Raw genomic sequence first — 14,566 nt, forward strand, 5'->3', positions numbered from 1 at the left:
CCCCAGGGGAAAAAGGGAGAACTAACCTTACACACTTTTTCGGACACTACCAAAATTTTATAGATGACCTTAGTTGTTGGGAGAGTCAAGATCTACGACAGAGATATCAAACTTGCGAGGGACATCATCAAGCAACTCAAACAATTCGGCTTTACTTCCTGCTCTCAACAATGCTATACGCATACTCTTGAAATCAGGTATCCCCTTGAATATAGGAGTCATGGCGATGTGGCGCCGGATGTGCAAAATGCCACCATACTCTCCACACTTGTCTATACTCTCATTGACTTGCCTTTTGAGGACATCCATATACCACGAAAAGTCATGTCGGGGACGCTCCTCCCCTCTCAATCCGGCCTTTACCCCCTCAAACATCCAAGGTCTCCCGATACTGCCACGACCGATCATCACAGCATCTACTCCTGTCGTCTCAAATCTCATGAGTGCATCATCGCCGGTAAGGATATCTCCATTCCCGATGATAGGAACAGTGATACGAGGATTGGCAGCCACTCGAGCGATAGGCCCCCAATCCGCCACCCCTTTGTACATCTGACTACGAGTACGGCCATGGATGGTGATTGCCGCAGCACCGGCGTCTTGGAGTTGCTCTGCAAGGGTTTCTATGACAATATCATTGGCATCCCAACCAAGACGTGTCTTTACGGTCACCGGGATAGATACAGCCTTTGCGACTTCACGAGTGATGTCGAGCATAAGGGGGATATTACGCAATAAGCCGGAGCCTGCCCCCTTGCTTGCCACCCTCTTGACCGGGCAGCCGAAATTGATGTCCAAAATATCAGGACGAGCCTCCTCACATATCTTTGCAGCCTCGACCATTGTCTCGGTATCCCTGCCGTATATCTGTATAGCCACAGGTCGCTCGACATCTGCCACCTGCATCTTACGCATTGTAGAGCCTATCCCTCGGACGAGAGCATCTGCAGAGACAAACTCAGTATATACCAGGCTCGCGCCAAACTCCTTGCACAACAACCTGAAAGATGCATCTGTAACATCCTCCATAGGGGCAAGGAATACAGGACGTTCGCCAAAATCTATTGATCCTATTTTCATCTAAAAAATTAAAGTAAGTAGTTAAGTTTTTTGGAGCTCCTTGGCACGTTCGAGCGCCTCAAATATGTCGGAGCATATATTTTCCCTTTCAAGTTTGGGCAACAGCCCCGATGCCTCTATGGTTTGCCTTACCTCATCACGCACACCGCTGAGTATCATGACAATACCCTCTCCCTTGTGGTGATCGGCCATCATACTGAGGTTGTAAAGACCTGTACTGTCGATAAATGGCACTTTGCGCATGCGGATGATACGACAGTAAGGTTTGGTTGCGATTGCCCTCATCGTCTCGTCAAACTTATTTGCTATCCCAAAAAAGAAAGGACCATCGATCTCATATATCTCTACACCCTCAGGCAGGGCAAGACTTTCACGACTACGTGTCTCTGCCCCTCCTGACGGATCAAACTCATTGTCGTACTTACTGATGTTGGTCACCTGCATCACTCGGCGCATAAAGAGGAGGATAGCAAGCAACATACCTATCTCGATGGCAACAGTGAGGTCAATGAGTACGGTCAATATAAAGGTGACAAGGAGGACAGCCAAATCACTCTTGGAGCCCTTGAAAAAGGCAACAAACGAACGCCAACCACTCATGTTATACGAGACTATCACAAGCACCCCGGCGAGAGCTGCAAGAGGGATGTAGGCTGTAAGTGGAGAAAGAAACAAGAGGATGAGGAGAAGGACAACAGTATGAACAATCCCCGCAATAGGAGTACGGCCTCCGTTGTTGATATTTGTCATCGTACGAGCAATAGCCCCTGTAACAGGGATCCCGCAAAAAAATGGGACAACAATATTAGCTACCCCCTGTCCTATCAACTCAGTATTGGAATCATGCTTGGCTCCGATGACACCATCAGCGACCGAGGCACTCAGCAAACTCTCTATCGCACCGAGCATGGCTATGGTAAAAGCACTTGGCAGTAGTGCTTGCAATCTGGCAATAGAGAGCTCAGGAAGACGAAACTCCGGCAACGCACTTGTAAATGTAAAGTGATCTCCGATCGTATCCGGAGTCTCTACCGTAGTGTATTTTCCCATAAGAAAACTGACAACAGTCAAAAGAATCAGAGCTACGAGAGAGCCGGGAATTTTCTTTGAAAACTTAGGAGTAATAACGATAATAAGTACTGTTACCACAGCAAATATCATTGAAAGCGGCTGCCATGTGTCAAGGTGAGCAAAATACGACTCCCACTTCCCCATAAAGTCTCCCGGGATATCCGTTATAGACAAACCCAGTATATCCTTAACCTGAGTGGTGAAGATCGTCACTGCAATACCTGAGGTGAAGCCCACGATGATGGGATAAGGAATAAACCGAATGACAGTCCCCAACCTCAAGAAACCTATAAATAGAAGCATAAGTCCTGCCATAAGGGTAGAGATCGCCAGACCATCGATACCGTGCTGGGCAATGATGCCATATACTATGACGATAAAAGCTCCTGTCGGCCCTCCTATCTGCACCTTGCTCCCCCCCAAGAAAGAGACAATAAACCCTCCTATGATGGCTGTGATCAAACCTTCGGTAGGCGATACTCCACTGGCAATACCAAAAGCAATAGCAAGCGGAAGAGCCACAATACCGACGATGATACCGGCCGTGAGATCCTTGAAAAACTTCTCCTTATTGTAAGTTCTCAAGTCTTTGAAGAGTTGAGGGACAGGCAGATTTTTTAGCATAGCTGTATGATAATATATATATTATGGAAGTTTGATCTGATAAAGTTTGGTACAATGCTCCGGCATATATGGGAGATAGAAAGTGATCTCTTGCCCCACTCCAACCATCAAACGAGCATCATAAATAATGGTCTAAACTTTTCAGTTTCAAAAAATAAGGACAAAGGTACTACAATTCTTTGTTGTGAGATCTCACCACGCAGACATCTTGACTCCGCTTCTCGATTATTGCAACAATGACAGTTTACTCGATGAGTTAGCCACATCGATTTTGAGCTGTTGCTACTTTGATGCGGATAGCTGATGTAGGAGCCTTAGAGCATGCTCGGCTTCGGGTGATTCAGGATTTGCAGTGACACATCTCTGAAAATAAGTGCGTGCCTTATCGACATCAGAAAGGAGTTCGATACACATCAGACCAACTCTGATGAGGGCACTCTGATAAGTTTCAACAGAAATACGTTCTGCATTCAATATTTCGGTAGAGAAAGTTTCTCCGTCAAAAGCAGGGCGATCGGAGGTCATTGCCCAAAAGTCATAGTTGGGGACGTTGCCCCACAAGTCTCTGAAACTGCGTTGCGCCCTCTGTCTGATATCGGTGTCAGGCATCACCTCGGGAAGAGGAGCAAGTTCTATGTATCGACCTTGTTTGCTCTTTGCTTGTCCATATACATGTATCAATCGTATATCCGGCTTGAAACGAATGAGAGCTCCGTACATGATACTGTCCCTATGATTCTGGAGATTTTGACCGGGCGAGTCAGGTAACTTTTCATGGAAAAGCAATGCCTCATAAAAATCACCTGCATCATAGCTCCTATCTCTCAATATCCTGATAACTTCCGTCCGAAGGTCATCATCCCCCTTTGCCGTCTCTATCCATTGACGAACAAAGGCTTCCTGCTTAGAGATTGGTTCCACAACAAATTTTTCTGCATCGATGGCACCCACTTGAGATTTAGATATGAGGAGAGAACGCAGGAGGGAAAGATCGCTCAGAGCGAGAGCTTTATCTCCCAACTCCCTTGCGAGATCAATACGTCGTCGCAAGGTAAGAGCCCGAAGGGCTTTCGGCAGATGCTTTTCAGAGAGCAGAGTCTCCAGTCCGGACCGAGCACTGAGGGTGTCCCCTTGCACGATGTCGAGATAGATTCGGGTAGATAGCAGTGAGATATCATCCTCGGAAGAGGGCTTGATCCGGATATATTTGTCGTACCACAGTTCTGCTTCGGAAACCTTTCCCTGTGCCGCAAGGGCGGTCGTTACATAAATATAGGCTTGGCGGAGAAGAGCTTCATCCTTGTAATGATCGATGCAAAAGAGAGCTTCGGACTCAAGTTGCGCCACCTCTCCGAGTCGGAAGAGTGCATCGAGCCTGATCTGCCAGGCTTCACAGACACCGACATGATCCTCCGTGGGTATCGTCGAATCTTCGGGCCTGCAACTGTTCAAATACATTTCTGCTGTATTGAGGACCTTTCTAAAGACGCCTTCGGCCTCTTTCTCTCCTCGATAACCAAAATAAGAAGGCAACAGAGGAGGAACGTTTCCTTCAACAGCACGTGAGATTGGCAGGTATAGAGAAAACGAACTTTCAGCCGTAGACATTTCTGTCCTCAGTGCATGCAATGTATTGAAGCGATAGAGCCTCCGACCTATGCGTGAAGATGCACAGGCAGACATGGTAAAGATAAACGTTAAGAGTAGTAGGAGTCTGTAAGTCGGTCTCATGCTTGAGCGAGGCGTCGCTGACGTAGCGCGCGTACCCCCTTTGCCACCACGAAGACGATAGTCAGTAGTAGGATCGAGAAAGCTCCTGTAGGGAGATTGAGGATGTAGCTGCCGATGAGGGCGCATATACCGGACAGGATGCTGAGAATGCACGAAAAGATCAGGATCTTCTTGAAGTCCGAAGTGAAAAGATTGACAGTCATCTGAGGCAGAGTCAGCATGCTCATCAGCATCATTATCCCCATGACTCGGATACTGAGTACTATACCTATGCATATCCAGATCATGAGAGCAAGGCGATAAAGGCGGACATTGATACCACGGGTGTGTCCATACTCGGGATCAAAAGAGACAAGGAGGAGGGGATTGTAAAAATAGATGATCGCCGGAATGCTTACAGCCAGGAAAGCCCCAAGCATAATCAGATCAAGGCGACTGATCAAGAGAATGTTACCGAACAAGAATGCATTGAGCCCGGGAGTATAGCCCGGAGTCATGAATGTAAAGAGAACTCCGATCGCCATCCCCAACGACCACACTGCTGCGATGGCAGAGTCACTACGTACTTTACCTTTGTCGGAGATCATTTCTACTCCAAGTCCACTCAGGATAGCAGCACCCATGGCATACAAGAGGGGCGACTGTCCGAGGAAGAAGCCCAAACCCAGTCCGGCAAACGAACTGTGTGTCACGCCACCCGCTATAAAGACCATGCGACGCACAACGACATAACTGCCGATGAGTCCTGTCGCTATGGCTGTAAGTAGGACACCGAGTGCCGAGTAGGTAAAGAAACTGTACTCCAACAATGACATTTCTTGGAACTTAGAGGTGTGATTGCTTCTCGGATGCGATCCTGAGTGCCAAGGCATCGGGTAATACGATACTGCGATGCTTGAGACTATCGAGCCAACCGTCCTTGTCTTCGGTAAGAAGGGTTTCATATACCTCGACAAACTCGGCTACCTCACTCTCACTATAACTATCCGGCATCCGATCTCTGAAACGATCAAGTTCATGATCATCGAAATAGACGATGCGAGGCCCCTCAGTCTTCTTTGTGTGGCAGTTCGAGCCACCACAACATCCACCACCCTTGCTACAGGTCTTTTGACCTTCGGAAGAGGGTGATACTTTAGCTACCTTCAGCAGCATGACGAGTACGATCAAGATGACGACCAACACGCCCAACATGACCATCGGGTTTGAGAAGGATATATCCATTACTGTATTCGGTTTTATGGAGGAGAAGAGCTTGAGGAGAATTATTTGACTTTATGTATCCAAGCAGAGATGCTACCGTTGATCTCCTTGAGAGTAGAGCCGACATAGGCAACGGCCTCTTCTTTCGTCCCAAAAGCTTCTACGTAAATCTTATAATTACTGTTGTCAGTGCGCAAGATCCCTGCGTTGGGGAACTTAGAGAGGTCATTGTACTGCATGTGCTTCTCTACACCTGACTCTGTCTTGTAGGTAGCAACGATGACAAAGAATTTGTGCTCTCCGCGGACTTCGGTCACAAGAGGCAGACCACCGAGGCGACTCGTTTCCGTCACACCCACAGCCGGGGGAGTTTGGATCTCTGCAGATGCTTCAGCGGTTGGCACCTGTTTAGCCTGCTCCGATGCCCTGTCCATGATCGATGTGAAGAATCCCGCACGATAACTCTCTTGAGGGACAGATATCGTCTTGGTCGGGATAAACCACGTCATAGCCATGAGCGCCAGCACAGCCACACCATACTTTAAACCCTTAATATTGATGGGAAGATAATACACTCCATCATGAAGCGAAGGAGTAGATGCCGGTTGTGCCCGGTGAAGTGTTGGTAACTGCGCTACCGGATTGAGCCCATAGTGAGATATGGAGAAAGGATGCTCTGCGTTTGGGTAAAAGGAGATACGTTCTCCACCCTTGTCCATAGACATGCGACCTATACTGCCAAGTGCCACAACCGAGGACGAATGAAGGGCTGTACGCAACTCTTCGATATCCTTCTCGAGCAATGCCAAAGCCCTCTTATAACTCATTGCAAAAGCAACACTATAGCTTTTGACAAGTATCCCATCATTTTGCTGTACTGCCGTATTGAATGAAAGAGCGAAATGTCCCGGATATATAAGGCCCTTACCTTCGTCCAATGACGAGGACACACGGTGCTTAATGAATGCTCCAAACCCCGGTACCACTACACACTCATGTATGTAAAGTGACTGCTCAATATGTCTGATAAGTCTTCTCATATCCCACAAAGTCTAATATTCTAACTCTCGAAGATACAAAATCTCCCCGAATAAGAGGGCATCCCATCCACAGTTTTTTTGACATGAAAAGCATTAGTACAGATTCATAATTATTGGCCCACAGACATTTAATAGATGTGCTCTAAAATAGCCATCTGATCTTACTCATGACTCTTTTTGAGGATGTATCTACAACAGATTCTCTCAAAACACACCCCGATAGGTGGGAGCTTTGTCAAAGTGCCTCAAACAAAGAATTATCCAATGGTCGAGATCAATGTGGCTACCTTGACAAATCAAGTTGTCTAACTTGACGCGTCAAGTTAGACAACCTTTTTCAAGCCCTTTGAGAAAAGTAACAAAGACAAAGACGCAGACGTGAAACTCCCTCCCAAAAAAGATATATCAGGCATTCCACTTTCACATCATAACAATATCCTTTGGTATTCACGCCCCCACACTCAAGAGCATATACCTTCATCGTGAATATAGACAAAGAAAAAGGGTAGAAAATGCCTACTTTTAGCGATTGCAGACCTTATAGTGATACTATAAATTCGTGAATGATCAGAAAGAGATACCCGAAGAGTTTCAGATGGGTTCAAGATCGGGAGTAAACCCCTTAATTAGAGGCGATTTGCTCGGGATTATGAAGTCTTTTTCCGAAAACCGACGTACACGCACAACTAATCAACTAAGAATAGGATCAATGAATAACACAAAAGCAGAAAAAAAAGAGTCCATACTCAAGAGGTTGCTCCTCTACTCGGGCAAAAAAGCGTATATGCTCTACTTGGCAATGCTGTTTTCTGCCCTTTCCGGTATTTTGATACTTATGCCCATGGTCTTTATCCATAGGATAGTGAGTGGGATCATACTGAGTGGTCAGATAGATCCCATTGCGATAAGTCGGGATGCGACCTATGCCGCAATTTGCGCTGCAGGAGGGATACTGCTATACTTTTCGGCTCTACTTGTATCTCACCTGTTTGCCTTTGAGGTGGAGCAAAACATCATAAAGTTGAACGTAGCCAAGATGATGTCAAAGCCCTTGGGCTTTTTCCTCAACCGAGAAAGCGGACACCTTCGTAAAGTTATCGTCGATGGAGCAGCCGAAACACATACGATGCTCGCTCACCAATTGCCCGACTTTGCGATGACTGTCATCACTCCCATTGTCTTATTGGTGTTCTTTTTCCTTTTCGACTGGAGATTGGGGCTGGTGAGCACTATACCCATTGTCGTAGGAATGTTGCTAATGGGAACAATGGCGACCAAAAGCAATATGAAGATGCGAAAGGAATACTATGACGGACTGTCGGAACTATCAGCTGAAGCTGTGGAATATGTACGTGGTATTCCGGTAGTAAAGACCTTTGCCCAAAGCATCGAAAGTTTTGAACGTCTGTATCTTTTGATCATAAAAATGAAAGACCTCGTGGTAAAGTGGAGTATGTCTTTCAAAAACCAGATGTCACTCTTTGAGGCAGTATCAAGCTCAACGGCATTTTTTCTCGTACCCATTGCTATCCTGATATTCACGACAGGGGGAGATATGCGTGAAGTGCTCGCCAATAGTGTTATCTATCTGTTGATCGGACCTGTCTTTGGTATCTTTATCATGAGAAGTGCCACGATCAGCAACTTTACCTATTTTGCTCAGCTTGCATTAGACAAAATAGATGCGACCTTGGAATATGAAGAGTTGACGTACGGAGACAAAGTAGGCGAGGGAGAAGGAATAGAATTTAAGAATGTGTCATTTTCGTATGGAAACAATAAAGTCCTGGATGATATTTCTTTCAAAGCCGAAAAAGGCGAGACTGTGGCTTTGGTCAGTGCGTCCGGCGGAGGAAAAACTACAATAGCTCGTCTCGCAGCCCGCTTCTACGATGTAGATGAGGGAGAAGTGCTCATCGGCGGCACCAACATCAAAGACTATGACAAAACAACCTTGATGAAAAAGATCGCTTTCGTATTTCAAAGCTCAAAACTATTCAAAATGAGCCTCAAAGAAAATCTGCTATTGGGAAAACCTGATGCAAGTGACAGCGACATTGAAAAGGCTCTTGCTCAATCCGGCTCAAAAGAGATTGTGGAGCATCTTGAAAAAGGATTGGATACAATCTATGGCACCAAGGGCACCTATTTTTCAGGAGGTGAGATACAGAGACTTACGATTGCAAGGGCTTTTCTCAAAGATGCCGAGTTTGTCATTTTTGACGAGGCTACAGCCTTTGCAGACCCTGAAAATGAGCATATAATTCAGGCTTCATTCAAAGCGTTGTCACAAGACAGGACGACACTGATGATTGCGCACAGACTATCATCAGTCCTGAATGCTGACAAAATACTTGTCATAGACAAAGGAAAAATTGCCGAAAGTGGGACACACGAAACATTATTGAGCCAAGGTGGAATCTACACAAAGCTCTGGGACGAATATCAACAAGCAGCAAACTGGAAAATAGGAGGTAAAAATGAATAAGTTTTTGAAGAGAAGATATGCAATGTCAGACAATGGAGCAAAAAACCTTCAGAAGTCTATCTTTTCGCACACCATACTGAACCTGACCAAGATGTTTCCCCCCATCATAGGGTTTATGTTCCTATTTCAATACATAGGAGAGTTGGAAAATATCCCCGTCTCTATGGAACTTTCGCTCATAAAATATTGCGTCATCATCATCATGATGCTTCTTGCGATGTTTTTGGTCGCAAGGTGGGACTATGTCCGTCTCTACGACAATGTATATAGTGAAAGTGCAAACCTGCGAATTGAGATTGCCAACAGACTGAAGAAGTTGCCCCTCTCCTACTTCGGGAAACGAGACATCGCAGACCTATCGGCTACGATGATGAGCGATTTGACATTGTACGAGCAGATATTCTCACATGCCGTACCGCACATCTACTCGACCATCATATCCACAAGTATTATATCAATAATGATACTGACCTACAATTGGCAACTTGGGTTGGCTGCACTTTGGGTCATTCCTGTTTCACTATTGATATTTACCCTGTCCAAGAGGCGTCAGCGAAAAGCCATCACGGACTGGATAGCGTCCAACCGGGAAGTCTTCGACGATCTGCAGGAGAATATTGATCAGATCCAAGAGATAAAGTCTTATAACTTGGAGGAAAAAGCATTGGATGAGTTTAATCAAAAAATAGATAAAACTACCAAGGCAAAAATCAAGGCAGAGTTTACCTCCGGTATCACCTTCGCACTTGCGGGTATGCTTATGAAACTTGGCATCGTCACCGTCACTATCTTGGGTGCAAAGATGCTTATCGCAGGAGAGATCGACATCCTCGTCTACATAGCTTACCTGATGCTTACAGCAAGTATCTATCTCCCTATCGAAGGAATACTCTCCTTCATGGCGATGATCGTGATGCTTGACAGTGTGGTAGGGAGGATCAAAGAAATTAAAACCATGCCTATTCAAGAGGGCAAACAAGACCTGAACATCAATAACCACGATATAGACTTCAAGGATGTAGTATTTGGTTACGAAGACTACACAGTAATAAATGGGGTAAGCTTCACGGCCAAGCAGGGAGAAATCACAGCACTGATCGGAGCCTCAGGCAGCGGAAAAACGACACTGACCAAACTGGCCGCACGTTTTTGGGATATCCAACAAGGGCAGATACTACTCGGTGGCGAAGACATCAGTAAAATCGACCCTGAAACTCTACTGAAAAAATATGCCATAGTCTTTCAGGATGTCGTCCTCTTCAACTCCAGCATAAAGGATAATATCCGCATCGGCAAAAAAGGTGCAACGGACGAAGAAATCGCTCAAGCAGCTCAAGTAGCCCGCTGTGACGAGTTTATCCGACGAATGCCAAATGGTATCGATACCCTCATCGGAGAAAATGGAGAGAGGCTCTCGGGCGGAGAGCGCCAACGCATCTCCATAGCAAGAGCGATATTGAAAGATGCTCCTATCATCCTGATGGACGAAGCAACTGCTTCCCTCGACGTAGAAAACGAAAGCCTCATACAAGAAGCCCTCTCCAAACTCATCAAGGACAAAACGGTCATCGTCATCGCTCATCGAATGAGAACAATCAGAGGCGCGGACAAAATCGTACTCCTCGATCAGGGCAAAGTCGAAGCAATAGGCACAGATGAGGAACTGAGAGAAAAATCAGAGCTCTACCGAAAGATGCTTCAATGAAGGAAGTTTTAAACCCTTTGGGATGCTGACTATTGCACAAATGAAATTGATCATCCCACGAGTTTATTAAAAAGCGATATCCGGGTATATTTCATCCTCCATGCAAAAAGAGCAACCGTCTTTCTCAGGTCTATCCTCAGCAACTGAAAAAGTTGTCTGACTTGATGCGTCAAGGTAAGCACATTCATTCGGGAACTCCCGCATAAACCTAAAATCAAGATGGGGTGTGACATACGATTTATGTCACACCCCATCTTTAGAAATTATAGGAGACTCGATTATCAGCGTTTAAGTATTCTGCGAGCTGCATCCCAAGCCACAAGAAGACCTCCGGCACTCATGATAATATCTTTGATGATGAGCCGCCCTACACCGGAAAGGTATGGAAATCCGTGATTGGGGGTAGGCAGATCTCCGCCCAGATTGGGGACTCAAGCCTCAGGGGTAGTGATAAGGAAAGAAAGCGTGACTATAGACATCCCGAATGTAAGTAGACCTCCGATAAGTCCGATCTTAGGAGACCAAATACCTAAAAGCACAGTCAATCCTATCAGTACAATAAATGTCCCCAAGCCGTATGAAAATGGATAGGTACCATTGGACTTATGCCAATCGATATTCTTCTGCACCATCTTTCCTTCAGAATTCTTGTACAAAGTGTATTCCTTGACCATCTCTCCCTTCTCATTCTCCACATATTTTTGAGAATACTTGTAGAAGAAACTCATAAAGGGGCTGTTACTCACAAAGTGAACAATACCGTCAGCTTCGTATTGGCAGGCTTTAAGCCCCCCAATCCAAGCCATCACAACAAAAATGGATATGCGCATAAAGTTGAAGAAAGGGCGCTCCAAAGTCAATAATATTTTACTCGATTTTTCAAAGAGTAGTTCTACAAACTGTTTCATATCTTTCTGTATTTAAAAATTATGTACACTGCAAAGTTCATGCTTTCTGCTCAGAGATAGAATGGATAAAAATGATAATAACATGGATAGATTTGACATTTCGCAGTGTAAAAGTCAATTTCGTAAGAAAAAACACCATCCCGAGGTTTAAATGCAGACCTCAGGGAAAAGAACACAGAGAAAAGACTAAAGAAAAAACTCAGAGAGAAGTACGATCAGGGGGAAGAATAGAAATACCCACTTCATCTCTGAAGTGCTTAGGAGAGAGCCCTGTTGCTTTCTTAAAGTAACGACTGAAATAAAACTCATCTTGAAAATTCAGGAGGAGTGCAATCTCCTTGATACTTCTGTCAGAAAGATGCAAAAATCTTTTGGATGCGATGATAACACGATCTTGAATCAACTGAGTCGGAGTCTTACCAAACGCTTGCCGACTCTTCCGACTCAAAACCTCAGGAGACAGTCCAAGTTGGTCTGTATAGAACCCCACCCGACGCTCAGAGAGATGATATTTCTCCAGCAATTGTTCAAAAGAGAAAGCCTGCCGATCTATAGTCGTACTGTATTGCCCTTCCAAAGCATCCTTTTGTCTACTACAAAGAGTAAGAAGGAGCTGAAGATAAGATTTGATGATGGAAGAAGTCAGAAGCTGATCTGCCCCATGGCTATTCTGCTCGTCTTGGATATGATTTGTGAGTTGACAAAGATGCTGCAGGAGAGAGTCCGGTACTTTGACATAGGGCTTGAGATAGGGCATTGTTGAACAACAAACCATTGCAAGCCACCTCATATTTGTGATACTCTATACAATAAAAATCACTGTGAAAAGAGAGTTGTCGGCATTTTTTCGGAGGTGCTGTCCACACCAGACTCTGATAAGGAGATAAAAAGAGGACTGTGTTCCGATCCGTCTTGTAGGCAGTAGCATCGACAGTAAAAGAAGCCTCATCCTCAAAAAGAAAAATCCCATAAAGAGAAGAGGAGAATGAAGTGCTTATCGTATCTGATGACAGATCTTGTATGAATATTAATTGAGACATAGACCGGCTTTGAGATATCTCTATTGTTTATTCCCCCTTTCATAAAGGTAGTAAATATCACTTAATCTTCTCCACATAAAGGCTTCTCCGAAGAAAGCATCTGAAGAGAAATCCGCGTGACAAGATAAAAAGGCATCCAAAATCTCCCAAAACAGTATATACAAAGAGAGACTCCCAACTTATTAAAAAGTCAGGAGTCTCATCTTTACAGTGGTGCCACCAGACTGTGAACCACTATATCTAAAAAGCTAATTATCAAAACTTTACGACTACTCTTCTAACCCTCTGTAGCCAAATTGTAGCCAATTTGGCATATTTTGAGAGTACACACAGATGCCACTGCTGTACAAAGTCTGCATAGTCCCCCTTCTCTTTGCTGGTACAAAAGTACGACAAAAATGAACCTATTCCAAACTTCCTGATAGAAAGAGCTTTACAACTCCTTTGGCTACAATTTTCAGTGCACGGTGCAAGCCTCTTTATATATAAGGGCTTGCACCGTGCACTGACTTTCATTAACCTATATGTGGCAAATCCTTCTCAATGGTATCATAATACCAAATAATGGTAATATAATATTCTGTTTCTGAGCTGTTCTCTATGGAACTTTGCAGTAAAAAATATAAACACTTATATGATGCCCAAAAAGAAACGCCCCAAAATGGAGGAACAAGGATGCCTGTTTATTGTCTGTCCAACTTTGGAAATGCGACTTCGAGCTTCTTCCAATCTCAAGAGAGTTGCAATGAATGCAAACATGGAATACTCCAATTTTATTAAAGCTTGTAAGTTAGAGAGCAATCTCAATCTTCGCACCTATCTAAAGTGCGCAAAGGCATTTGACAAGGAGGTTGTTTTACTTCACCTCCCTTCAGGCTTTGTGGAATCTATTACGACTCCTCAGAAACATCAAAGGTTCTCCACTATCGAACAAAGAGATCTCATGGAGATTGTATGCAAGCTGTTCCAAATAGACACAGAAGTTATACTTTTTCACATTGAGCACTTTGTGCTGCAAATGAAAGAGCGAGGAGATGATGAGAGCATGAAGCAGCTCTTAGCATCATTGTTCGAAGTTGTACAACAACTTTTCAAGAATTATGGACACAAATAATCCAGTATCGTTGCTTGATGAAGTCAGAGCTCTTCGTGAAGACATCAGACAGGTGACAAGCTTCATTCTGGAACTTAAACGTGACTACTTGGTACTAGAGGATAAAATAGAGTTGAATAGTTCTGATGTTCTTCGCCTTTTGGGTATCTCGAAAGCATCATTGGCACGTTGGCGAGAAGCTAAAGTTATTCCCTATCGCTACCTGTCGAGCAATCATGTGGTTTATCCTTTTAAGGGCTTATATCTTGCTATCAAGACGGGACGAGCAACTTTCAAGGGCTTTCGCAGGTTAGAAGCTTTGCAGAGAATGAATGCCTACAAAGATGGTATCATTAAAGGCTATATGGGAGAGGATACGGTAATATTTGAGGAACTATGAATCTGAAAGAAGAAATCTTAGCTCGCACCAATCGAGGTTTAGAAGTATTCTGCTTCTATATGCCGATTGACTTCGTGCCCAAACGCAACTTTAGAAACCCTCTGTACGACGATAGGCGTGCTTCCTGTAATATTTATTTGGATACCAAAACGCAGTGTTACCGAATGAAAGACTTTGGTAATG

At 44.6% G+C, this 14,566-nt stretch carries 11 protein-coding genes and 2 pseudogenes; 5 read left to right on the plus strand and 8 right to left on the minus strand.

Annotated features, from left to right (window positions below; all coding sequences use genetic code 11):
* Positions 1 to 69: 69 nt before the first annotated feature.
* From dusB to Q4A14_RS07360, 6 genes are all read right to left on the minus strand, one after another.
* Positions 70 to 1,080, minus strand: coding sequence for a tRNA dihydrouridine synthase DusB (gene dusB / locus Q4A14_RS07335; protein WP_303171079.1), 1,011 nt, complete (start codon positions 1,078 to 1,080; stop codon positions 70 to 72).
* A gap of 21 nt (positions 1,081 to 1,101) precedes the next feature.
* On the minus strand, positions 1,102 to 2,775 hold the full coding sequence (locus Q4A14_RS07340) for a SulP family inorganic anion transporter (RefSeq protein ID WP_303171081.1): 1,674 nt from the start codon (positions 2,773 to 2,775) through the stop codon (positions 1,102 to 1,104).
* 282 nt (positions 2,776 to 3,057) lie between these two features.
* Entirely contained in the window at positions 3,058 to 4,506 is a 1,449-nt protein-coding gene (locus tag Q4A14_RS07345; RefSeq protein WP_303171083.1) for a hypothetical protein, read from the minus strand.
* A complete protein-coding gene (locus Q4A14_RS07350) occupies positions 4,503 to 5,321 on the minus strand; it encodes a metal ABC transporter permease (RefSeq protein ID WP_303171085.1) in 819 nt (272 codons plus the stop codon). Before Q4A14_RS07350 ends, Q4A14_RS07345 begins: the two co-directional genes overlap by 4 nt.
* 10 nt (positions 5,322 to 5,331) lie before the next feature.
* A complete protein-coding gene (locus tag Q4A14_RS07355; protein WP_303171087.1) occupies positions 5,332 to 5,730 on the minus strand; it encodes a hypothetical protein in 399 nt (132 codons plus the stop codon).
* Between the two features lie 41 nt (positions 5,731 to 5,771).
* Complete coding sequence (locus tag Q4A14_RS07360; protein ID WP_303171089.1) at positions 5,772 to 6,749, minus strand: hypothetical protein; 978 nt, start codon at positions 6,747 to 6,749, stop codon at positions 5,772 to 5,774.
* 709 nt (positions 6,750 to 7,458) lie between these two features.
* Here Q4A14_RS07360 and Q4A14_RS07365 point away from each other — a divergent pair.
* Both Q4A14_RS07365 and Q4A14_RS07370 read left to right on the plus strand, forming a co-directional pair.
* On the plus strand, positions 7,459 to 9,237 hold the full coding sequence (locus Q4A14_RS07365) for an ABC transporter ATP-binding protein (protein WP_303171090.1): 1,779 nt from the start codon (positions 7,459 to 7,461) through the stop codon (positions 9,235 to 9,237).
* Positions 9,230 to 10,942, plus strand: a complete 1,713-nt coding sequence (locus Q4A14_RS07370) for an ABC transporter ATP-binding protein (protein WP_303171092.1) — start codon at positions 9,230 to 9,232, stop codon at positions 10,940 to 10,942. The genes Q4A14_RS07365 and Q4A14_RS07370 overlap by 8 nt, the downstream gene beginning before the upstream one ends.
* 281 nt (positions 10,943 to 11,223) lie before the next feature.
* Here Q4A14_RS07370 and Q4A14_RS07375 read toward each other — a convergent pair.
* A pseudogene (locus Q4A14_RS07375) lies at positions 11,224 to 11,850 on the minus strand (DUF417 family protein).
* A gap of 199 nt (positions 11,851 to 12,049) precedes the next feature.
* Positions 12,050 to 12,640: an AraC family transcriptional regulator gene (locus tag Q4A14_RS07380; protein ID WP_303171094.1), complete on the minus strand. Its 591-nt coding sequence runs from the start codon at positions 12,638 to 12,640 to the stop codon at positions 12,050 to 12,052.
* A gap of 884 nt (positions 12,641 to 13,524) precedes the next feature.
* Here Q4A14_RS07380 and Q4A14_RS07385 point away from each other — a divergent pair.
* The 3 genes and pseudogenes from Q4A14_RS07385 to Q4A14_RS07395 all read left to right on the plus strand — a co-directional run.
* Complete coding sequence (locus tag Q4A14_RS07385) at positions 13,525 to 14,004, plus strand: hypothetical protein (RefSeq protein ID WP_303171095.1); 480 nt, start codon at positions 13,525 to 13,527, stop codon at positions 14,002 to 14,004.
* On the plus strand, positions 13,991 to 14,383 hold the full coding sequence (locus tag Q4A14_RS07390; protein WP_303171097.1) for a hypothetical protein: 393 nt from the start codon (positions 13,991 to 13,993) through the stop codon (positions 14,381 to 14,383). Before Q4A14_RS07385 ends, Q4A14_RS07390 begins: the two co-directional genes overlap by 14 nt.
* A pseudogene (locus tag Q4A14_RS07395) lies at positions 14,380 to 14,566 on the plus strand (bifunctional DNA primase/helicase); the annotation flags it as partial. The gene Q4A14_RS07390 and the pseudogene Q4A14_RS07395, both read left to right, overlap by 4 nt.

The sequence above is a fragment of the Porphyromonas sp. genome, assembly GCF_030529325.1.
Lineage (GTDB): Bacteria > Bacteroidota > Bacteroidia > Bacteroidales > Porphyromonadaceae > Porphyromonas_A.

What these genes read in the sequence shown, in the direction of transcription:
- dusB (WP_303171079.1), bottom strand. Translation starts at nt 1,080, where the DNA reads ATGAAAATAGGATCAATAGATTTTGGCGAACGTCCTGTATTCCTTGCC.
- Q4A14_RS07340 (WP_303171081.1), bottom strand. Translation starts at nt 2,775, where the DNA reads ATGCTAAAAAATCTGCCTGTCCCTCAACTCTTCAAAGACTTGAGAACT.
- Q4A14_RS07345 (WP_303171083.1), bottom strand. Translation starts at nt 4,506, where the DNA reads ATGAGACCGACTTACAGACTCCTACTACTCTTAACGTTTATCTTTACC.
- Q4A14_RS07350 (WP_303171085.1), bottom strand. Translation starts at nt 5,321, where the DNA reads ATGTCATTGTTGGAGTACAGTTTCTTTACCTACTCGGCACTCGGTGTC.
- Q4A14_RS07355 (WP_303171087.1), bottom strand. Translation starts at nt 5,730, where the DNA reads ATGGATATATCCTTCTCAAACCCGATGGTCATGTTGGGCGTGTTGGTC.
- Q4A14_RS07360 (WP_303171089.1), bottom strand. Translation starts at nt 6,749, where the DNA reads ATGAGAAGACTTATCAGACATATTGAGCAGTCACTTTACATACATGAG.
- Q4A14_RS07365 (WP_303171090.1), top strand. Translation starts at nt 7,459, where the DNA reads ATGAATAACACAAAAGCAGAAAAAAAAGAGTCCATACTCAAGAGGTTG.
- Q4A14_RS07370 (WP_303171092.1), top strand. Translation starts at nt 9,230, where the DNA reads ATGAATAAGTTTTTGAAGAGAAGATATGCAATGTCAGACAATGGAGCA.
- Q4A14_RS07380 (WP_303171094.1), bottom strand. Translation starts at nt 12,640, where the DNA reads ATGAGGTGGCTTGCAATGGTTTGTTGTTCAACAATGCCCTATCTCAAG.
- Q4A14_RS07385 (WP_303171095.1), top strand. Translation starts at nt 13,525, where the DNA reads ATGATGCCCAAAAAGAAACGCCCCAAAATGGAGGAACAAGGATGCCTG.
- Q4A14_RS07390 (WP_303171097.1), top strand. Translation starts at nt 13,991, where the DNA reads ATGGACACAAATAATCCAGTATCGTTGCTTGATGAAGTCAGAGCTCTT.